Genomic DNA, 21130 nt, shown 5'->3' with positions numbered 1-21130 from the left:
TTTTCTTTTGGCGCTCTCGATACGGCTCGCCTTCGGCATCGCGCTGGGGGGCTCGGCTGCGCCCTCGCTTTGTACACTTGGGCGTTGAGGCAGCGAGCCTTCGGCGCCCACCCTCGCTGCTCAGACAGGTCTCCAGCGTTCGAAAAGGATGCCGCTCCGCGGCCATGTACCTATTAGGCCTACGGCCGCGAACCGGGTGCCGTGAGGGGCTTTTCGACGAGACATCCGTGTCTCGTCAAAAAGGAACGGCCATCCATGGCCGTCCCCCCTGCGGGGCTATTCCCTCCCGTCCCCCTCGCCTCCGAAACTCGCCTCGAGGGTGGGCGCCGAAGGCTCGTTTGATCACTGAGGCGAGTGGGCCGGAGAGCGACGGCGTGGCCCGACGCGCCATCCCGTCAGCCGCAACACTACAACGAGCGGGTCATCGCAAAGCCTCAGGCTGACGTGCGTACCGGCAAGGCGTGACGACACAGGCAGCGGTATGGCTCGCGCATCGCGGCGGGGTGGGGCAGACGGCAACGTTTGGCCTACCGGCTCTCCCACCAACCCAACCTCATGAATGAAAAGAGCCCTCGGTGCCCACCCTCGAGGCGAGTTTCGGAGGCGAGGGTGGCGGACGGGAATAGCCGCCGCAGGCGGGAGCGGGCATGGATGCCCGCTCGTTTTTGATCGAGGCACGGAGGCCGAGTCGAAAACCCCCGTCCGGCACCCGGTTCGCGGCCGTAGGCCAAATCAGTACATGGCCGCGGAGCGGCATCCTTTTCGAACGCTGGAGACCTGTCTGAGCAGCGAGGGTGGGCACCGAGGGCTCTCCGCCCATACGTTCAAGTGTAGAACGCGATGGCGCAAGCCGAGCCCCGCGAGGCCGAAGGCGAGCAGGGTCGCAGGGTGGATACCAAAAGCACCCCGTGCGTTAATTAGGGGACATGATCGAAACCGACCGACTCACCCGCTGCTACGGCCCGCTGACCGCGGTCGATTCACTGACCCTGCGCGCCGAGCCAGGCCAGGTCGTCGGGCTGTTGGGGCCCAACGGCGCCGGCAAATCCACCGCCATGCGCATGATCGCCGGGTTCCTCACCCCCACCTCCGGCACCGCCCGGGTCTGCGGCCACGACATCCGCCGCGAACCCCTCGCCGCCAAGCGCGCCCTCGGCTACCTCCCCGAAGGCGCGCCCAGCTACGCCGAAATGACCGTCCGCGAATTCCTGACGTTCATGATCCGCGTCCGTGAGCTCGACCGCGAGGTCGCCCGGCGTCGGTTCGACGAGGTCATCATGCGGCTCGAGCTCGAAGACGTGCTCGAGGTCACTATCGGCACTCTCTCCAAGGGCCTGCGCCGCCGCGTTGGCCTGGCCCAGGCCATCCTGCACGATCCGCCCGTGCTCATGCTCGATGAGCCCACCGACGGCCTCGACCCCAATCAGAAGCACTCCGTGCGCATGCTTATCGACGCCATGGCGCGCGAGCGCACCATCCTCATCTCCACGCACCTGCTCGAGGAAGTGCATGCCCTGTGCAACCGGGTGGCCATCATCGCCAACGGCAAGCTGCTGGCCGATGCCACGCCGGCGGAGCTGGAAGCACGCTCGCGGTATCACGGCGCCGTGTCGTTCAGTGCGCAGGGCAGCGGGGTATCCCGGGAGATGCTCGCGCGCATCCCGGGCGTATCCATGACCGAGGTCGATCCGCTCGATGGCCGCGTTACCGTGTTCCCCAAGCCCGGCCAGGCCATCCTGGATGATGTGCAGGCCCTGCTGCGTGAGCAAAACCTCCGTATCACCGAGATCCAGCTTGAGCAGGGCCGCCTCGACGAGGTGTTCCGCCAGATCACCACGGCGCCGCGCGGGGGTAACCCATGAGCGCTGTCTCCGCGATCGCCCGCCGCGAACTGCGTTCGTACTTCGTCACCCCGGTGGCGTACGTGTTCATGGTGATCTTCCTGGTGCTGGCCGGCGTGCTCACCTTCTATACGGGCGACTTCTACGACCGCGGGCTGGCCGACCTGCAGCCGTTCTTCGATATGCACCCGTGGCTCTACCTCGTGCTGGTTCCCGCCGTCACGATGTCCATGTGGGCTGAGGAGCGCTCCTCGGGCACGCTCGAACTGCTGTTCTCGCTGCCGGTCACCATTTCGCAAGCGGTGTTGGGCAAGTTCCTCGCCGCGTGGGGCTTCATCGGCATCTGCCTGATGCTCACGTTCCCGATCTGGATCACCGTGAATTACCTGGGTGACCCCGATAACGGCGTGGTGATGGCCGGTTACATCGGTAGCTGGCTCATGGCGGGCGCGTTCCTCGCCATCGGGGCGTGCATGTCCACCGCGACACGCAGCCAGGTGATCGCGTTCATCCTTACCGCCTCGGTGTGCTTCGTGCTACTGCTGATCGGGCAGCCGCAGGTGCTGGATTTCTTCCAGGATTCGTTGCCGCCCAAGCTCATCGGCGCCATGGGCCAGCTCTCGATCGTCCGCCACGCGAACGCCATCGCGCGCGGCGTGCTCGATTTGCGCGACTTGATGTACTTCGGCGCCATGATCGTCGCGTGGCTGGGAGCCGCCGTGGTGGTGCTCGACCTGAAGAGGACGCGCTGATGAAGTTGCCGTCGCTCTCCCTGTCGCGGGCAAACACGCTTCGGCTTGGCCTGCTGGCTATCGCGGCGCTGTTCCTGGTCGTGATCGGCTTCAGTTCCATGTCGTTACGGACCGCGCGCGTGGACCTGACCGAAGATCGCGTTTACACGCTGACGCCAGGCACGCAGGGGATTGTCGATAGCCTCGGCAAGCCCCTGACCCTCACGCTGTACTTCTCGGACCACGCAACGCGCGAGCTGCCCCAGTTGCGCAGCTACGAACAGCGGGTCCAGGAGATGCTGCGCGAGATTGCGGTGCGCGCCCACGGCCGCATCCGCTTCCGGGTGATCGATCCGGTGCCTTATTCCGATGATGAAGACGCGGCGGAGAGCTACGGGCTGACCCCTGCCAGCGGTGGCAGCAATGGCGAGCGCGTGTTCTTTGGCCTGGTCGGCACCACTGGCACGGGTGATGCCGTGAGCTCGCAGGCCATTCCGTTCTTCGACCCCGCCCGCGAGGCGTTCGTGGAGTACGACATCGCCAAGCTGCTTTACGAGCTGGGCGCGCCACGCAAGCCGAAGATCGGCGTGCTCAGCACACTGCCGGTGGAAGGCAACATGGTGATCGGCGAGCAGCCGTGGACCGTGTTGCGCCAGCTCGACCAGCTGGCGAACGTGACCAGCCTTGATGCGGATGGGCTCAAGCAGGTCGATCCGTCGATCGACGTGCTGCTGCTGATCCACCCGAAGAAGTTGCCGGAGGACGCCCAGTACGCGATCGATCAGTACGTACTGCACGGTGGCCACCTGGTGGTGTTTGTTGATCCGGACGCCGAGATGGACACCGCGCCGCTCATTGATTCGAACGGCACCGTGGACGATCACGACTCTGACCTGCGCCGATTGTTTGAGGCGTGGGGCGTGGTGTACGACCCGACGAAGGTAGTGCTGGACCGGTCGCAGGCGCTCACCATCGAACTCAATGGGAACAGCGTGCCGCATCCGGCCATGCTTGGCCTTTCCATGCAGGACCTGAATCACGATGACGTGGTGACGGCGAGCCTGCAGCGGATCAACTTCTCCACGGCTGGCTTCTTTGAGCTTGCGCCGAATACCAGGGCGCGCATGCTGCCGCTCGTACAGACCTCGGATGAATCCATGGTCGTGCCGGCACAGAAAGTGCGTGACGCGGCCACCGATCCCTCGACCCTGCTGGAGAGCTATGAGCCGGGCCACGATCGTTACGTGCTGGCGGCGCGCCTGCGCGATACCTTCCACACGGCGTTTCCCGAGCGGAAAGAGAAGGGCCACCTGGATGTAGCTCCTGCGGCGAGCGAGGTGATTCTTATCGCGGATACCGATCTGTTATCCGATCGCCTGTGGATCGATTCGCAGCCGCTGCTGGGCCAGCAGCAGCTCACGCCCTTTGCGAACAACGGCGATTTCGTCGCCAATATCGTCGATAACCTGGGTGGTTCCACGGCGTTGCTCTCGATCCGCGGCCGCGCGAACCTGCAGCGCCCGTTCACACGTGTGCGCGCCCTGCAGGCGGCGGCCGATCGAAAGTTCCTGGTCAAGAAGCGCGAGCTCGAGAACGAGTTGTACGAGACCCAGCGCCGCCTGGCCGAATTGCAGCCGGGGAAGGGCGCTGCCACGGCGAGCACCGCGACCGCGCAGCAGCGCAAGGAAGTGGAGCAGTACCTGCAGCGCAAGCTGGCGATCGGCAAGGAGCTGCGCGATGTGCAGCACCAGCTCAACGCCGAAATCGATGCACTGGGCCTGCGCCTGAAGTTCATCAACATCATCCTGGTACCGGCGCTGGTGGCCATATTTGGCCTGGTGTTCGGCTGGCGGCGTACGCGCCGCGTGCGCCGGGAGGTGTAGCGCCATGGCCGGGGGGCTGCTGAAGTGGATCGTGCCGTGGGAGTTCTCGTGGAGCTTCCTGGTGCTGTTCGTCGCGGTGGCGTGGCTCTATGCGGTGGGCTCACGCCGGTTGCGGGTACCCGTGCCGCGGCAGGCCGCCTTCTGGGCAGGCATGGCCATCGTGTACGTGTCCTTGCACACGTACCTGGATTACTACTTTGAGCATGAATTTTTCATGCACCGTATCCAGCAGGTGTTGCTGCACCACCTGGCGCCGCTGCTGCTGATCGCATCGTATCCGGGTACGGTGCTGCGCGCGGGCGTGCCATTGCCGTGGCGCGTGCGCTTACGCAAGGCTAGCCGCAGTATCGCTGGCAGGGTGCTTGGCACCGTGCTGCTGAACCCTGCGTTCGTTACGCTCTCGTTCGTGGCACTCATCCTGGTGTGGCTTATCCCGGATATGCAGACCCTGGCCATGCTGGACTGGCGCATCTACCGGTTCATGAACTGGTCGATGGTGCTTTCGGGGCTGGCCTACTGGTGGCTGGTGCTCGATCACCGGCCAAAGCCGCCGGGGCGCATGACACCGGGCATCCGCGTCTTGTCACCCGCGTTCACCATGACCCCGCAGATTGTCGCGGGCGCGATCGTGACGTTCTCAAGGTCGGACCTTTACCCGATCTTCGAAATTTGCGGGCGCGCCTTCACCATGAATGTGCTGACCGGCCAGTTGATTGGCGGCGTGATCATGTGGGTGCCGGCGGCGATCATCGAATCGATCGGCGGGCTGCTTGCGATGCGCCAGTGGCTGCGCCTGTCGCGTACGGGGCGGCTACCGAAGCGGCCGCCCCCGGTGCGCCGGGTCAATAGACCTTCGGTACCTTTACCGCCTTCGCCGTAACCCGTTCCTTCTGCGGCTTGCCCTTCAGCTTGGGCAGTTCCACTTCCTCTTCCGGGCAGAGCTTGTCGGGAATCTCGTCCAGCAGGTGGCGGATCAGGTTGAGCCGCCCGGCTTTCTGATCGTTGAAGTCGGCGACGAACCAGGGCGCATCATCGGTGTGCGTGTGCTGGATCATGGCATCGCGCAGGTCGCCCATTTCTTCGTACTTGGTGCGGCCTTTCAGGTCCACCGGCGATAGCTTCCAGCGCTTGAGCGGATCGGCGGCGCGTTCGGCGAAGCGCTCTTCCTGCTCGGCCTGGTCCACGGCCAGCCAGTACTTAAGCAGGATGATTCCGTCATCAGTGAGCAGCTTTTCGAAGGCGGGGCAGGCCTTCATGAAGGCATCGTATTGCGCCTGCGTGCAGAAGCCCATGGCGGGCTCGACCACGGCGCGGTTGTACCAGCTGCGATCGAACAGCACGAGTTCACCGGCCGAGGGCAGGTGCGGCACGTAGCGCTGGAAGTACCACTGGCTCTCTTCTTCCGATGAGGGCTTGCCCATGGCAACCACGCGGGCCGCGCGCGTATCGAGCTTGTCGGTGATGGCCTTGATGGTGCCGCCTTTGCCGGCCGCGTCACGGCCTTCGAAGATCACCACCATGCGTTTGCCAGTACGGCGCAGCCAGCGGGTCAGGCCGACCAGTTCGACCTGCAGGTCTTCAAGCGCGTGTTCGTAAGCTTTCTTCTTTTTGCCCATGGGGCGGTGTCCTTGGGTGGTTTGGGCCCAAGGATGCCACGTGCAGCGTCATGGCTTCGTGGCGGGATCGCGCGCAAGCGCGCTCCTACAAAAACCTGCGAAATCCCCTCGCGCCTCTGTAGGAGCGCACTCGCGCGCGATCCGCCGGCAGGCGGCAAGGTCCTCAAACGTTAGCTATTCGCCGTAAGGCTCTGCAGCTCATCCGCCTGGTTCTCGCGGGTGAGCGTATCGACCAGCTCATCCAGGTCGCCCTGCATCACCTCGGTCAGGCGGTACAGGGTGAGGTTAATGCGGTGATCGGTGATGCGGCCCTGCGGGAAGTTGTAGGTGCGGATGCGCTGGCTACGATCGCCGGAGCCCACCTGCAGCCGGCGGGCCTCGGCCACGGCGGCGTTCTGCTTGCTGCGCTCGGCATCGAGCAGGCGGGCCTTCAACAGGCTCATGGCGCGCGCACGGTTCTTGTGCTGGCTGCGCTCATCCTGGCACTCCACCACGGTGCCGGTGGGCAGGTGGGTGATGCGGATCGCCGAGTCGGTTTTGTTCACGTGCTGGCCGCCCGCGCCCGAGGCACGGAACGTGTCCACTTTCAGGTCGCCATCGCGGATCTCGATCTCGCCCACCTCATCCTGCTCGGGCAGGATCGCGACGGTAGCGGCCGAGGTATGGATGCGGCCCTGCGACTCCGTATCGGGTACGCGCTGCACACGGTGCGTGCCCGATTCAAACTTCAGCCGTGAGTACGCACCGCGGCCTTCGATGCGCGCCACGACTTCCTTATAGCCCCCGTGCTCACCTTCACTGGCGTTGAGGATCTCCACGTGCCAGCGCTGCCGTTCGGCATAGCGTGCGTACATGCGGAACAGATCACCGGCGAAGATCGCTGCCTCGTCGCCGCCCGTGCCTGCGCGTACTTCGAGGAACAGGTTGCCTTCGTCACGGGGGTCTTTTGGCAGCAACAGGATCTGCAGCTCGCCATCCAGCTCGGTAAGGCGATGCTCAATCCGCTCGATGTCGTCGGCAGCCATCTCGCGCATGTCCGGGTCATCGAGCATGGCCCGGGTCTCGGCCAGCTCGCGCTCGGCGTCGTCGTGCTCCTTCAGCGATGCGGCTACCGGCTCCAGCTGCGCGTATTCGCGCGAGAGGTCGCGGAAGCGGTTGCCATCGGCCAGCACCTCGGGCTGGGCCAGCAGCAGGCCCACCTCTTCATGGCGTTCGGCGAGGGCTTCAAGTTTGCGGCGGATCGACGGGGTCATTTAGGGGCACGAAGGACGGCTCAAGCCGTACATCATGCGGAAACGTCGTCGTCCGGGTCCAGTCCGTAGAGGCGGCCGGCCGCGTGGAGCAGGTCCAGGTCCCCGGAAAGGGCGGCATCGCGCAGGCGTGAGCTCGGCGCGTGCAGCAGTTTGTTGGTGAGCGTGTTGGCCAGGAAGGCCAGGGCCTCCTCGGCACTGCGACCCTTGGCCAGCATGGCCTGGGCCTTGGCCAGCACCTCATCGCGCTGGGCTTCGGCCGCCACGCGGATATCCACGGCGGGGTTGCGCAGGTTCAGGGCGCGGCGCCACGACATGTAGCGTTCCACCTGCAGGTCGATGATGGCATCGGCCTCGCGGGCCGCCAGCTCGCGGGAGCGGCGGTTCTCGTCGATCACCTGCTTCAGGTCATCGATGCCATAGAGGTACACATCATCCAGCTGGGCCACCCCAGCTTCGATATCGCGCGGTACGGCGATATCCACCATGAACATGGGCCGGCGCCGGCGCTGGGCGATCGCATCGCAGACCATGGCCTTCGTGACCACGGGCTGGCGCGATGCGGTGGAGCTGATGACGATGTCCGCCTCGGCCAGGTGGCGGGGCAGGTCGGCCAGGGCGATGGCGTAACCGCTGTAGCGGCCGGCCAGTTCCTGGGCGTTCTCGAGGGTGCGGTTGGCCACGATCAGCCGGCGCACCTGCTTGTCGGCGAGATGCCGGGCGGCCAGTTCGATGGTTTCCCCGGCGCCGATCAGCAGTACGCAGGCCTGGCGAAGGTCGGTGAACACCTGTTCGGCCAGCCGCACGGCGGTGTAGGCCACCGAAACCGTGTGGGCGCCGATACGGGTATCGGTGCGGACGCGCTTGGCGACGGCAAAGGTGTGCTGGAGCAGGCGCTCCATGGGCGCCTTCAGCGCATTTGCGCCGCGCGCCTGCTGGTAGGCCTCCTTCACCTGGCCCAGGATCTGGGGTTCGCCCAGCACCATGGAATCCAGGCCGGTGGCCACGCGGAACATGTGCCGCACGGCTTCCTGTTCCGCATGGCTGTAAAGGAACTCGTCCAGCCTTTGCGGGGTCAACCGGTGTTGCCGGGAGAGCCATTGGCCCGGCACGGCCTCGAAACCCTCGGCCACGCTCACGTACAGCTCGGTGCGGTTGCAGGTGGAGAGGATCATCGCCTCCTCGACACCGGGCTGCCGGGTAAGGTCCCCCAGCGCCTCCGGAGCCACCGTGGCGTCGAACGCAACCTGCTCGCGCAGGCTGACCGGCGCGGTGAGGTGGTTGAGCCCGAGGGCGATGAGTGGCATGTCGGCGGCTGCGCTCGGCAGGGGTGGCGTCGGCTAAGCTAAGGGCGCATTGTGCGCTGACAAGGCCCCGGGCGCTTGCATGGGCCTGTCCGTAGCGGAAAAACAACGGAGAGTAGTGTGCTGACCGGTTGGTCCAAGTTCAAGCAAGTGCGGCAATATGTGGTCGTCATGGGTGCCGCCGCGGCCATCGCGGGTTGCGCCACCACCACCCCGCCCGCCGGGCAACAACCCAAGCAGGTCCGTACGGGCGTCCAGCCGCTGGACCGCTTACACGTGGCGATCGTGCCGCCCGAGCGCGACCTCGAGGCCCAGATCATGGCAGGCGATTTCGCTATCGCCGCCAACGATCTCAAGAAAGCCTCGGACGCCTACGGCCGTGCCGCGTGGCTAGGCAATGACCCGACCGTGGCAAGCCGCGCCGCCGAGCTGGCCTTGGCTATCCACGACCAGGATGCGGCCAGCAAGGCGCTGGAGCGCTGGGCGGCCCTCGGCGCCAAGCCGGCGGACCTGGCCGAGGGCCGGGCGCGTATGGCTCTCGATCGCGGCGACACCGTCGAGGCCCAGCGTCAGCTCGAACTCCTGGTGAGCACCGGTGGCCCCGATGCCTGGCGCGCTTTTGGCCGCACCCTAGTCCAGGCCCGTGATGCCGCCCAGGCCGGGATCCTGCTGGAGCGCATCGCTACCCCGCAGCGCCTGCCCAACGATGCCACGGCCTGGCTGGCCATGGCCGAGCTGGGCGAGAACCTGGGCCGCCACGATTACGCCCAGCGCACCGGCGACGAGGCGCAGAAGCGCTTCCATGATGGCGCCACCTACGCGTGGGCGGCCCAGCAGAAATTCCGTGCGGGTGACAAGGCGGGGGCGAAACAGCTGTTCGCCAAGGCCGTCGCCAAGGATCCGAAGAACCCGCGCCTGCGCCTGGCCTATGCCAGCCTGCTGGCCCAGGGCGGTGACGAGAAGGGCGCGGCCACCGTGCTGGCCGCTGGGCCCCAGGATGCCGATACCTACAGCATGCGCATGACCCTGGCGGCCCGTTCGGCCGACAAGCCGGCGCTGCGCCGGCTCTACGATGAAATCCGCCACCGGCCGGATGATGTGCAGAACGATAACGCGTTCACGCTGGGCCAGATCGCCGAACTGCTGGACAAGAAGGAAGACGCGCTCGACTGGTATGCCGCCGTGGGCGATGACGATCCGCGGATTTTCGATGCCTCGGTGCGCAGCGCCGTGATCCTGCACCTGCAAGGCAAGGATGACGATGCCCACCAGATCGTCGCCGACCTGCAGACGTCGTATGCGGATCGCCCCGATGCGCTGGTGAAGGCATTCGCCGTCGATGCCGAGCTGTACATGGATGCGCGGCAGTTCGATGCCGCCGCTGCCTCGTACGACAAGGCGCTACGGGTGAAGCCGGACGACACCGATATGCTCTACGCCCGCGGCCTGGCCAATGCCGAGGCCGGTCGGATCGACCAGGCCGTGGCCGATTTCCGCAAGGTGCTCGAGATTAAGCCCGGCGATATAGAGGCCAGTAACGCTCTGGGGTACACCTTGGCCGATAACGACCGCGATCTCGCCGAGGCGCAGTCGCTGCTGCAGGCAGCACGCTCCGCCCGGCCGGACGATCCGTCCGTGGCCGATTCCTGGGGCTGGCTGAAATTCCGCCAGGGCCAGCTGGACCAGGCCGAAACCACACTGCGTGGCGCATGGGCCAAGCAGAAGGACGGCGATATCGGTGTGCACCTGGCCGAGGTGCTGTGGCAGCGCGGCGAACGTGACGAAGCGCGCAAGGTGCTCAATGAAGTGCGCCGTATCGATCCGAAGAACGCCGCGCTGCAAAAAACCGAGCAAAAGCTGAAGCCCTAAGCACGCCCCCTGTAGGAGCGCGCTTGCGCGCGATGGGTGCTCGCGTAATGGGTGCTTGCGTAGGGGGGGGGCTCGCTACTCCGTTTCATACGCTTTTCGCGTGCAAGCACGCTCCTACATGGCTTTATAGGCTTTTCGCGTGCAAGCACGCTCCTACATGGGCTTTTTCATGGTTCGTTTTTTTCGGTTCCTTTCCCTCGCGTCGCTCGTGCTGCTCGCCGCCTGCGCCCCCACGCGCCCGACCGCGCATCACGAAGGCACGATCGTCACGCTGGGCCAGCAGGAGCAGCGCGAGCGCGCCCTGGCCGATACTGCGCACTGGACGATTCAGGGCAAGCTTTCCGTGGCCAGCGACAAGGATTCCGGCTCCGGCACGCTTACGTGGAAGCAGGACGGCGATCGCTACGACTTCACCATCCGTGGGCCGATCACCGGTCGCAGCTTCCGGCTGACCGGTGGCCCCGACGGTGCCCAGCTCGAAGGGCTTGATGGGGGTACGCGCCGCGGTCCAGATGCAGAGACCCTGATGGCCGACGCGGTGGGCTGGCAGATCCCCATGGCAGAGCTGAAGCGCTGGGTGCTCGGCCTGCGCGCGGATACGGGCCCTGCCGACATCCACTTCGGCGATGACCAGTTGCCGTCGCAGCTGGTGCAGGATGGCTGGACGGTGGATTACAAGGCGTGGGATGCGACGCATACGCCGGCGATGCCGAGCAAGGTGTTCGCGGAGAAGCCGCCGTTCAAGGTGCGCCTGGCGATCGAATCCTGGCAATGGGGCAAATGATCGAAGCGCTGCGCAATACGGGCACGCTCTGGTAGGAGCGCGCTCGCGCGCGAAAAGCCAACGAAGCGGTGACGCCGCAGCCCACATCACCGATAATCCGCGCCTTTCGCGCTGATACCGGCCTCCGCGATGCATTTCACCATCACCCGCGCCCATCCTGACGACGCCGAGCGGCTGTGCGCCATTGAGCGCGCGGCGGTGGAGTTGTTTCGTGGGCACGAGGCGTGGCCATCGTATTCGGGCATGGCGCTGCCGCCTGATGTCGTCCGCCAGCTGATCACGCGTGGGCTGTGCTGGGTCGCCGTGGTCGAAGGCGAGGTCGTCGGCTTTGTCTGTCTCGATACCGATGGCAACCCGGGCGCTATCGGTATCGCCGAGATCGATGTGCTGCCGGCCTTCGGCGGCCGTGGCATCGGTGCCGCCCTGCTCGAACACGCCTGCGCCTGGGCCCGCGCGGCGGGCTATGCCCGGGTCGACCTGGGCACGCTGGCCGATGTGCGCTGGAACGCCCCGTTCTATGGGAAGCACGGTTTTACCGTGGTCGATAAACGCGCCCCCGAGTTCGCCGAGGCCCTGGCCCGGGATCGGGATAACGGCTTCCCGGACCACCTGCGGGTGTTCATGAGCCGCACCCTTGCACCCCTCAGCCATGGCGACTGGACCGTGTGGCCGGCGCCCGCCAAGCTCAACCTGTTCCTGCGCATCGTGGGCCGCCGCCCGGATGGCTACCACGAGCTGCAGACCGTATTCCGCCTGCTCGATTGGGGTGATGAGGTCCGCCTGCGGTTGCGCGACGATGGCGTGATCACCCGGCCGAAAGCCATCCCCGGCGTGCCGGAGGCCACCGACCTTACCGTCCGCGCGGCCCGTTTGCTGGCCGAGGCAACCGGTACCCGGCTCGGCGCGGAGATCGAGGTCACCAAGCGCATCCCCATGGGCGGCGGCCTGGGCGGCGGTAGTTCCGACGCCGCCGCCGTGCTGGTGGGTCTCAACGCCCTGTGGGATGCCGGGCTGGATGAGGATGCGCTGGCCGCGCTTGGCCTGAAGCTGGGCGCCGATGTGCCGGTCTTCGTCCGTGGTCGCTCGGCCTGGGCCGAGGGCGTGGGCGAGCGAATCGAGCCGATCAAGCTGCCGCGCCGCTGGTACGTGGTGGTGGACCCCGCCGAGCACGTGCCCACCCCCGCCTTGTTCGCCGCCCCCGAATTGACTCGAAATGCCCCTCGGGCGACAATTTCGTCCTTTGTTTCCGGGACTTCGGCGGAGAACGCCTTCGAACCGGTAGTCCGCGCGCGCCACCCCCGGGTGGCCGCGGCGCTGGATTGGCTTGGCGGCTTCGGCCACGCCCGGCTTTCCGGTAGCGGTGGCTGCGTTTTCCTGGAAACGAGAACCTTCGAAGCGGCCCTCGCGGTCGCCTCGCGCTGCCCCGGGGCTTTCACCGCCCACGTGGCGGCGGGTACTGATCCATCGCCGCTGCTGTTGGCGCGCGCGCGGATCGGGGCAAGGGGCTTCGCTTAAGGACGGAAAGGGCCGCGGGCTGCGGCAAAAGCACACGAATTGTTGGGGCGTCGCCAAGCTGGTTAAGGCACGGGATTTTGATTCCCGCATGCGCAGGTTCGAATCCTGCCGCCCCAGCCACCCTCACGGGTGGCACTGCGCTGATTCAACCTAACTGTTCTCATCAGGAGTCTCCGTGGACACGTCCACCCCGATGCTTTTCTCCGGCAACGCGCACCGTGCGCTTGCCGATGATGTCGCCGCACGCCTTGGTATTCCGCTGGGCAAGGCCCTCATAGGCCGGTTCAGCGACGGCGAGGCCCAGATCGAGATCGAGGAAAACGTACGTAAGCAGGAAGTGTTCGTCATCCAGCCGACGGGCGCTCCCAGCGCGGAAAACCTGTTCGACCTGCTGGTGCTGGTGGATGCGCTCAAGCGCGCCTCGGCCGGCAGCGTCACCGCAGTGATGCCGTATTTCGGCTATGCCCGCCAGGATCGCCGCCCGCGCTCCGCGCGCGTGCCGATCACGGCGAAGCTGGCGGCCAAGATGATTGCGACCGCGGGGGCGGATCGCGTGCTCACGATCGACCTGCACGCGGACCAGATCCAGGGTTTCTTCGATATCCCGGTCGATAACGTGTACGCCTCGCCGGTGCTGCTGGCCGACATCTGGCGTCACCACAGCATGGATGACCTGATCGTGGTCAGCCCGGACGTTGGCGGCGTGGTGCGTGCGCGTGCGCTCGCCAAACGCCTGGACGACGCCGACCTGGCCATCATCGACAAGCGCCGCCCGAAGGCGAACGTGGCCACGGTCATGAACATCATCGGCGACGTGGAAGGCAAGACCTGCGTGCTGGTGGACGACATTGTCGACACCGCCGGTACGCTCTGCGCCGCCGCGGCGGCGTTGAAGGAAAAGGGCGCCCGCAAGGTCGTCGCGTACTGCGTGCACCCGGTGCTTTCGGGCGCCGCGATCGACAACATCGAGGGCTCCCAGCTGGATCAGCTGGTGGTGACCAATACGTTGCCGCTGCGCGATAACGCCCGTAACTGTGCGAAAATCCGCCAGTTGTCGGTTGCGGAACTGCTCGCGGAGACGATCCGCCGCATTGCTTATGGCGAATCGGTGAGCTCGCTCTACATCGACTGATCCACCGTTTTTCGGGCTCCCCTGGTCGCGGGGGAGTCCTTTACCTACCGCCGCGAGGCGGTATTACTTGAGGCAACACCATGGCTACCAACCACAAGCTCACCGCCACGAGCCGCAAGATCGAAGGGAAGGGTGCGAGCCGCCGCCTTCGTACCGCGGGCTACGTGCCGGCTATCGTGTACGGCGCAGGCGCCGAACCGCAGGCGATCCAGATCCTTCACAACGACATCCTGCTCGGCTCGCGTTTTGAGTCGTTCTACTCGTCGGTGATCGACCTGACCGTCGACGGCAAGCTGCAGAAGGTCCTGATCAAGGACTGGCAGAAGCACCCGTTCAAGCAGCTCATGCTGCACATGGACTTCCAGCGCGTTAACGAGAACGAAGCCGTTCGCGTTGCCGTGCCGGTTCACTTCCTGAACCAGGAAAAGAGCCCCGCTGGCAAGACCGCCGGCCTGGTCATCTCGCACAACCTCACGGAAGTGACCGTGTCGTGCCTGCCGAAGGACCTGCCGGAGTTCATCGAACTCGACCTCGCCAACCTGAAGGCCGGCGACATCGTCCACCTTTCGGACCTGAAGCTGCCGAAGGGCGTGGAAGTGCCGGAACTGGGCCTGGGCAAGGAGCACGACGTTGCCGTCGTCACCGTTGCCTCGATCCAGGAAGAAGTCGACCCGACGGCCGAAGGCGCCGCTGGCGACGCTTCGGGCGAAGATAAGAAGTAATCGGCCCACGTTCCGCGGCGCCTTGCGCCGCGGAACGTACCGTTACAGCAGATGGCTTCGATCCGTCTTATCGTCGGCCTCGGTAACCCCGGGGCCGAATACGTCAGGACCCGGCACAATGCCGGGTTTTGGTGTGTGGATGCCCTGGCCATGGACCAGGGGGAACGCTGGTCGTTCGATGGCAAGTTGCACGGGGAAACCTGCAAGGTGCGCATCGGCGGCGAGGCGGTCTGGCTGCTCAAGCCCGCCACGTTCATGAACAAGAGTGGCATCGCGGTGGCCTCGGCGCTGCGCTACTACAAGATTGCGCCGGAAGAATGCCTCGTCGCTCACGACGAGCTCGATCTTTCGCCCGGCACCGTCCGCATGAAGTTTGATGGCGGCCACGGCGGCCAGAACGGCTTGCGCGATATCGTGGCCCATCTGGGGCACGGCAAGTTCCACCGCCTGCGGATCGGCATCGGCCATCCGGGGCACAAGGACAAGGTCACCCCGTGGGTGCTCGGCCGCCCTAATGCGGCTGACGAAGACGCCATCATGCACGGCATCGGGCGCGCGTTCGACGTGCTGCCGCTGGCGCAGGAAGGCAAGTTCGAAGAGGCGATGAAACGCCTGCACACGGTCGCCTGACCCTCTCAAACACTTACCGGACACAGATTTCGCCATGGGTATCAAATGCGGCATCGTCGGCCTGCCTAACGTCGGCAAGTCCACCCTGTTCAATGCGCTGACCAAGGCGGGTATCGCGTCGGCCAACTTCCCGTTCTGCACGATTGAGCCGAACACGGGCATCGTGCCGGTGCCCGATCCGCGCCTGCAGGCGCTGTCGGATATCGTGAAGCCGCAGAAGATCATCCCGACCACCATGGAATTCGTGGATATCGCCGGCCTGGTGGCTGGCGCCTCGAAGGGTGAAGGCCTGGGCAACAAGTTCCTCGCGCACATCCGCGAGACCGATGCGATCGCGCACGTCGTGCGTTGCTTCGAGGATGGCAACATCATCCACGTCGCCAACAAGGTTGATCCGATCGCGGACATCGAAACGATCGATACCGAGCTGGCGCTGGCCGACCTGGAATCCGTGCTGAAGGCGCTCGACCGCGCCACGCGCTCGGCCAAGGCCAACGACAAGGACGCACTCGCCCGCAAGCCGGTGCTCGAGAAGCTGGCCAAGGCGCTGGACCAGGGCAAGAGCGCGCGCGCTGCTGGCCTCGATGCCGAGGAAAAGGCGCTGGTGCGCGACATGTTCCTCATCACCATGAAGCCGCTGATGTATATCGCCAACGTGGCGGAAGATGGCTTCGAAAATAACCCGCACCTCGATGCCGTGCGCGCTCGCGCGGTGGAAGAGGGTGCCGAGGTGGTGCCGGTGTGCGCCGCGATCGAGGAAGAGCTTTCGCAGATGGACGATGCCGATCGCATCGAGTTCCTGGAAAGCATGGGCTTCGACGAGCCGGGCCTGAACCGCGTGATCCGCGCGGGCTACAAGCTGCTGGGCTTGCAGACCTACTTCACCGCTGGTGAAAAGGAAGTGCGTGCGTGGCAGGTGCGTGCCGGTTCGACGGCGCCGCAGGCCGCTGGCGTCATCCATACCGATTTCGAGCGCGGCTTCATCCGCGCAGAAACCGTCGCCTACGATGATTTCATCAAGTACAAGGGCGAGCAGGGCGCGAAGGAAGCCGGCAGGCTGCGCCTGGAAGGCAAGGAATACATTGTGAAGGAAGGCGATGTGTTGCACTTCCGCTTTAACGTCTGAATGAAGAAACCCCGCCTAGGCGGGGTTTTTTTTGAGTCGCGCATGTCCGCGGCGCCTGCTGTGTCGGGCATCGTTATCGGTTCATTCGCTGACGCGAATGCATGTTTCATGCGGCTTCCGCCGCCTTAGGCTTGGGCCGTGCGGGAGTCGGGGGTGGGCAGGCCCTTGGTGCCGCCAGTCGCGGACCTTCGGACCGGGCCGTAGGCATCCGTATCGCGAAACGCGCATCGCCCGGCAGCCCTCCGCTCATGTCGGCCCCAAGGGCCTGCCCACCCCCGAGTCCACACGGCGCGTTTCGTGCTGCACAAGCCAGCACACGGTAGCCCGCGCCCTGTAGGAGCGCGCTTGCGCGCGATCAACCGACAAGGCGGTGATGCCGTGCCGCTCGCAGCTAATGGGTATCCCAGCCCGAGGGCTTGCTAGTTCCGAGCGGTAGTCGCACGGACACCGTCATCGCCACCCACCGCAGCGACCGACGTACTGTGATTCGGTCTGCCGAATGATGGCTGGGCGTGGCGTCCCCGCTTCGTTGGCTTTTCGCGCGCAAGCGCGCTCCTACAGGGAGTAACGCACAGTTCGGCGTTAGGCTGCGTGCCCATCCGTGGCTTCCTCAACCCAACAAGCCGGAGGCGGCGTAAGCCGCTAGAGACACGCATTCGCACGGCGAATGAACCGGATTCGCCGTGCAGGCGTGATCGGACCCGTTCAACCGTTGCGCATGTCTCAACGTTGCCCACCCCCTGAAATCAGGGGTGGCGCGTAGCGGAAGATGGGATAGCGTGGGCGTGCCCGATGCAGGCGCCTGATTTGGCGAGCTTCCTGGCCGGAAATGACTACCCAAAAAGTGCCGGGTGGGCCGAATTGATCTAAGACGAAGATTCCACAGGGGAAATGATTCTTGCGATATCCGCGCGCCATCTGGCGCGCGCGGTGCTGCGCTTGGGTCTACAGGGGAAATACGATGTCGCAAGTACAGTCGGGCGCAACGGGCGCGCGCGCGTCTCGCGTGGGTACGGGGTGGGCGCTGGCCGTGTTGATCATGGGCTGGTTGGGTGTGGCGCAAAGTGCCATGGCGCAGAGCGCACCCAGTGAGCCCGTCATTACCTCGCTATCGACCGCCGATGGCGCACAGGGAACGCCTGCGAGCGTCACGGTGGGATTCAACCCGCCCACGAACGACGGCGGCTCGCCGATCATCGCGTATACCGTCACCTCGGTGCCGGACAACGGCGCGCCCACCGTGGGCACCGGGAGCCCCATCACGATAGGTGGCCTCGTTCGCGGCACCGCTTACGGCTTTGTCGTCACGGTGACCAACCAGGCTGGGTTCTCAACGCCGTCGCAGGTGTCGTCCACGATCACGCCGCGTTCCTACGATACGGTCAGTATCCAGGATCCGGGCACGCTGACCTGGGGCACATCATCCACCCTTACCGCGACCTCCACCTCCGGTACGCAGATCACATTCGCTTCCAGCACGCCCCAGGTTTGCACGGTCACTGCGGGGGGAGCCCTCACCCCGGTAAGGGCCGGCACCTGCACCGTAAGCGCTACCTCGCAGGGTAACGGCGCCTATTCACCGGGCGTGGGCACGCGTAACGTCATTGTGCAGCCGCTCCGCCCCGGCGCGCCCACGGTCGACAGCGTGACATCGCCTGCCGCCGCCCCAGGGGCGACGACGGGCGAGATCACCGTTTCCTTCAGTCCGCCCGCCAGCGACGGTGGTGGCGCGCTCACCTACACGGTGGCAGCAGTAGGTGGTGGTCCCACGGCGACAGGGTCCGGAACAGCGATTGATGTGACCGGACTTACCCTGGGTACTGCTTACCGGTTCACGGTGACAGCATCAAATGCGGCAGGCGCGGGCCCCGCTTCCGCGGAGAGCCCGCAACTCACGCCGCGCGGCGCGCAGAACATCACGTTTGATCCGCCCGGCAACAAGGATTTCGGTACCACCACCACCCTGGTTGCCACCTCGACGTCCGGCCTCGCGGTGGCGTTCGCCAGCCAGACGGTGAACGTCTGCGACATCACCTCGGGCAACCAGCTCGTCGCCAAGGCGCCCGGGGCTTGCACGGTCGTCGCTTCTCAGCCGGGCAACGTGGCGTATTACGCCGCGACGCAGAACGTCAGCCGAACCTTCAATGTCGTTGTGCCGGGTGGTGCCCCCACGTTCCAGACAACGTCGATAACGGCGCCGACCCGTGGTGTCGCTTACCTGCAGAACCTTGTGGTGAATGGCGGCGCGCAACCCTATTCGTTCCTCGCCGTCGGCCTGCTGCCGACCGGCCTCACCCTCACACCCAGTGGTCAGATCATAGGCACGCCGGTTTCGACGGGGAGCTTCTCGATCGACGTGACGGTGACCGACGCGGCCGGTCAGCAGGCGACCCAGCGGTATACCTCCACCGTGATCGTACCGGCCATCACGATGACGCCGGGTAGCTTCCCGGCCGGCAAGGTGGGCACCGCCTACGCGAGCACGACGTTGGCGGCGAGCGGTGGCATCGGGCCCTACCAGTACACAGTCACCACCGGGACGCTGCCCACCGGGCTGACGCTTTCGCAAGCCGGTGTGCTTGCGGGTACACCCCAGGGTTCGGGCGCGTTCCCTGTCACGATCACGGCGACGGACGCGTACGGTTTGACCGGCGCCCAGGCCTATACGCTCCTGGTGAACGACGCCAACCCGGTAGCCGTGGACGATAGCGCCACCGGCGCGGCCAACCAGCCCGTTACGGTGCCGGTGACCACGAACGACACGGCAGGTGGTCCGATCACCAGCATCGCGATCAGTCAGGCACCTGCGCATGGCACGGCCACGGTCAGCGGGTTGAACGTGGTCTACACGCCGGCGGCGAATTTCTTTGGCACCGATACGCTGAGGTACACCGCGACCGGTCCGGGCGGTTCATCGAACCCGGCGACGCTCACGCTGACCATCGCGGCCGGCCCGGTGCCCACGGTCATCGCCCACAAGGCGACGGTGGTGGCGGGTAAGCCGGTGACGATCCACGTGGCGGAAGGTGCCGCGAACGGTCCGTTTACCGCGGCCGCCGTGGTGTCCCAGCCAGCCAGCGGCAGTGTCAGCGTGCAGGGCACGGATCTGGTGTACACGCCGGCGCTCGACGCGTCAGGCGACGTCAGCTTCAGTTACACGCTGAGCAACGCGTTCGGCACGTCGCAGCCCGCGCAGGTCACGGTCACGGTCAATCCCGTGCCGATCGCGCAGGCGCTCTCCGCATCGGGCGTATCCGGCCAGGCGGTGCAGGTGGATATCACCAGTGGCGCCCATGGTGGCCCGTTCACCGCGGCTAACGTGGTGTCGGTATCGCCAGCGAACGCGGGTGCCGCGGTGGTGCAGGGCTCAGGTAACGGGTACGTGCTGGTGTTCACCGCCGCACCAGCCTTCAGTGGTGCGGCGCAGGTGTCGTACACCCTGAGCAACGCCTACGCGACGTCGGCACCGGCCATCGTCACGGTGATGGTGACGGCGCGCCCGGATCCGTCAAAGGATCCTGAAGTGGTCGGCGTGCTCTCCGCGCAGGCGGACTCCGCGCGGCGCATGGCCACGGGGCAGATCAGCAATTTCCAGCGCCGTCTGGAGATGCTGCACAGTGGTGGCACCAGCGGCTTCACCAACGGTCTCAGCGTGGCATCGGCCAGCGCAAACCGCGGCAAGGATGCGTACGCCTCGCTGCGCAACGCGCAGGACGAAGCGAGCCGCCGCTATCTGGTGCAGCCCAACCCGGACAGCGCCGATGGCACCGCGAGCGCCACGTCGCAGCACGGCAGCTTGCCCGGCGATGTGTCTGTGTGGACCGGCGGTGCCATTAATTTTGGCCGCACCCAGGTCGGCACCAGCGATAACGGTACGGACTTCACCACCTCCGGCGTGAGCATGGGCGTGGACAAGCAGTTTGGCGACAAGCTGGCGGCGGGCGTCGGCGTGGGCTACGGCCACGACAACACCGATGTGGGCGATAACGGCAGCCGCAGTTCGGTCGATAGCTACAACGTGGCGTTGTACGCCAGCTACCACCCGGCCGAATCGTTCTACACCGATGCGCTCATCGGCTATCAGTGGCTCTCGTTCGATTCGCGCCGCTTCGTCACCGGCGATGGCAACCGGGTGAGTGGCAGCCGCGACGGCAAGCAGTGGTTCGCGTCGCTTTCCACGGGCTACAACCACGTGGGCGATAACATGCAGCTCACCCCGTATGGCCGCCTGGATATCGCCAAGGCCCGGCTGGATGCGTTCACCGAGCACGGCGATGACCTGTACGCGCTGAACTACCGCAGCCAGTCGGTGAAGACGACTACGGCAACGCTGGGCGTGCTGGCGCAGTGGTCAGCCAAGCGCGATTACGGCGTGTGGGCCCCGCAGCTCCGGGCGGAGTTCGGCCACGACATGCAGGGCGCCGGACAGGCATCGATCCGCTACGCCGATTCGCTGGATGGGCCGCTATACCGGGCCACCTTGTTCCAGCAGTCGCGCAACCACACCCAGTTGGGTGCCGGCGTGGCGCTGCAGACGAACAGTGGCTGGATGTTGCGCGCGGAGTACCAGCTTCAGCTGGACAACACGAGCCGGGACAACCAGTCGATCCTGCTGGGGATCGAGAAGAAGTTCGGGCCGTAAGGGGCTGGAGGAGGGTGCCCGGGCATGCCGGGCACCTTCACGCAATACGCAATTCAATCGCTTGCAATCCAATATCCCCGACCCT

Annotated in this window: 15 protein-coding genes and 1 tRNA gene; 13 read left to right on the top strand and 3 right to left on the bottom strand. The window is 65.7% G+C overall.

Annotated elements, in window-relative coordinates; genetic code table 11:
- Window positions 1–926: 926 nt before the first annotated feature.
- The 4 genes from ABIE56_RS12610 to ABIE56_RS12595 are packed head-to-tail and all read left to right on the top strand — an operon-like array spanning window position 927 to window position 5335.
- Entirely contained in the window at window positions 927–1862 is a 936-nt protein-coding gene (locus tag ABIE56_RS12610; protein WP_429244135.1) for an ABC transporter ATP-binding protein, read from the top strand.
- The gene (locus ABIE56_RS12605) at window positions 1859–2593 is read left to right on the top strand and encodes an ABC transporter permease subunit (RefSeq protein WP_429244134.1); all 735 of its coding nucleotides are present in this window, start codon (window positions 1859–1861) and stop codon (window positions 2591–2593) included. The genes ABIE56_RS12610 and ABIE56_RS12605 overlap by 4 nt, the downstream gene beginning before the upstream one ends.
- Window positions 2593–4455 carry a GldG family protein gene (locus ABIE56_RS12600; RefSeq protein WP_429244133.1) on the top strand — a complete coding sequence of 621 codons (1863 nt, stop codon included), beginning with the start codon at window positions 2593–2595 and terminating at the stop codon, window positions 4453–4455. The genes ABIE56_RS12605 and ABIE56_RS12600 overlap by 1 nt, the downstream gene beginning before the upstream one ends.
- A gap of 4 nt (window positions 4456–4459) precedes the next feature.
- The gene (locus ABIE56_RS12595) at window positions 4460–5335 is read left to right on the top strand and encodes a cytochrome c oxidase assembly protein (protein WP_429244132.1); all 876 of its coding nucleotides are present in this window, start codon (window positions 4460–4462) and stop codon (window positions 5333–5335) included.
- Here the strand turns inward: ABIE56_RS12595 and ppk2 are convergent.
- From ppk2 to hemA, 3 genes are all read right to left on the bottom strand, one after another.
- Window positions 5298–6071, bottom strand: a complete 774-nt coding sequence (ppk2, locus tag ABIE56_RS12590) for a polyphosphate kinase 2 (RefSeq protein WP_429244131.1) — start codon at window positions 6069–6071, stop codon at window positions 5298–5300. The two genes, ABIE56_RS12595 and ppk2, sit on opposite strands and share 38 nt — an antisense overlap.
- 170 nt (window positions 6072–6241) lie before the next feature.
- Window positions 6242–7324, bottom strand: a complete 1083-nt coding sequence (prfA, locus tag ABIE56_RS12585) for a peptide chain release factor 1 (protein ID WP_429244130.1) — start codon at window positions 7322–7324, stop codon at window positions 6242–6244.
- Between the two features lie 32 nt (window positions 7325–7356).
- Window positions 7357–8628 carry a glutamyl-tRNA reductase gene (hemA, locus tag ABIE56_RS12580; RefSeq protein WP_429244129.1) on the bottom strand — a complete coding sequence of 424 codons (1272 nt, stop codon included), beginning with the start codon at window positions 8626–8628 and terminating at the stop codon, window positions 7357–7359.
- 117 nt (window positions 8629–8745) lie between these two features.
- Here hemA and ABIE56_RS12575 point away from each other — a divergent pair, with 117 nt between their 5' ends.
- From ABIE56_RS12575 to ABIE56_RS12535, 9 genes are all read left to right on the top strand, one after another.
- Complete coding sequence (locus ABIE56_RS12575) at window positions 8746–10494, top strand: tetratricopeptide repeat protein (protein ID WP_429244128.1); 1749 nt, start codon at window positions 8746–8748, stop codon at window positions 10492–10494.
- A gap of 169 nt (window positions 10495–10663) precedes the next feature.
- Complete coding sequence (lolB, locus tag ABIE56_RS12570; RefSeq protein ID WP_429244127.1) at window positions 10664–11278, top strand: lipoprotein insertase outer membrane protein LolB; 615 nt, start codon at window positions 10664–10666, stop codon at window positions 11276–11278.
- A gap of 129 nt (window positions 11279–11407) precedes the next feature.
- Window positions 11408–12793 (top strand): 4-(cytidine 5'-diphospho)-2-C-methyl-D-erythritol kinase, encoded by a 1386-nt coding sequence (ispE, locus tag ABIE56_RS12565; protein ID WP_429244126.1) that lies wholly within the window; start codon window positions 11408–11410, stop codon window positions 12791–12793.
- A gap of 43 nt (window positions 12794–12836) precedes the next feature.
- Window positions 12837–12913 (top strand) — tRNA-Gln (locus ABIE56_RS12560).
- Window positions 12914–12986: 73 nt separating this feature from the next.
- The gene (locus ABIE56_RS12555) at window positions 12987–13925 is read left to right on the top strand and encodes a ribose-phosphate diphosphokinase (protein ID WP_429244202.1); all 939 of its coding nucleotides are present in this window, start codon (window positions 12987–12989) and stop codon (window positions 13923–13925) included.
- Window positions 13926–14005: 80 nt separating this feature from the next.
- Window positions 14006–14647 (top strand): 50S ribosomal protein L25/general stress protein Ctc, encoded by a 642-nt coding sequence (locus ABIE56_RS12550; RefSeq protein ID WP_429244125.1) that lies wholly within the window; start codon window positions 14006–14008, stop codon window positions 14645–14647.
- A gap of 51 nt (window positions 14648–14698) precedes the next feature.
- Entirely contained in the window at window positions 14699–15277 is a 579-nt protein-coding gene (gene pth, locus ABIE56_RS12545; protein WP_429244124.1) for an aminoacyl-tRNA hydrolase, read from the top strand.
- A 34-nt stretch (window positions 15278–15311) separates the two neighbouring features.
- The gene (ychF, locus tag ABIE56_RS12540; protein ID WP_429244123.1) at window positions 15312–16403 is read left to right on the top strand and encodes a redox-regulated ATPase YchF; all 1092 of its coding nucleotides are present in this window, start codon (window positions 15312–15314) and stop codon (window positions 16401–16403) included.
- Window positions 16404–17364: 961 nt separating this feature from the next.
- A complete protein-coding gene (locus tag ABIE56_RS12535) occupies window positions 17365–21045 on the top strand; it encodes an autotransporter domain-containing protein (protein ID WP_429244122.1) in 3681 nt (1226 codons plus the stop codon).
- Window positions 21046–21130 lie beyond the last annotated feature (85 nt).

The organism is Luteibacter sp. 621, from assembly GCF_050435445.1.
Lineage (GTDB): Bacteria > Pseudomonadota > Gammaproteobacteria > Xanthomonadales > Rhodanobacteraceae > Luteibacter.
This window is presented reverse-complemented; position numbering and strand designations above follow the sequence as displayed.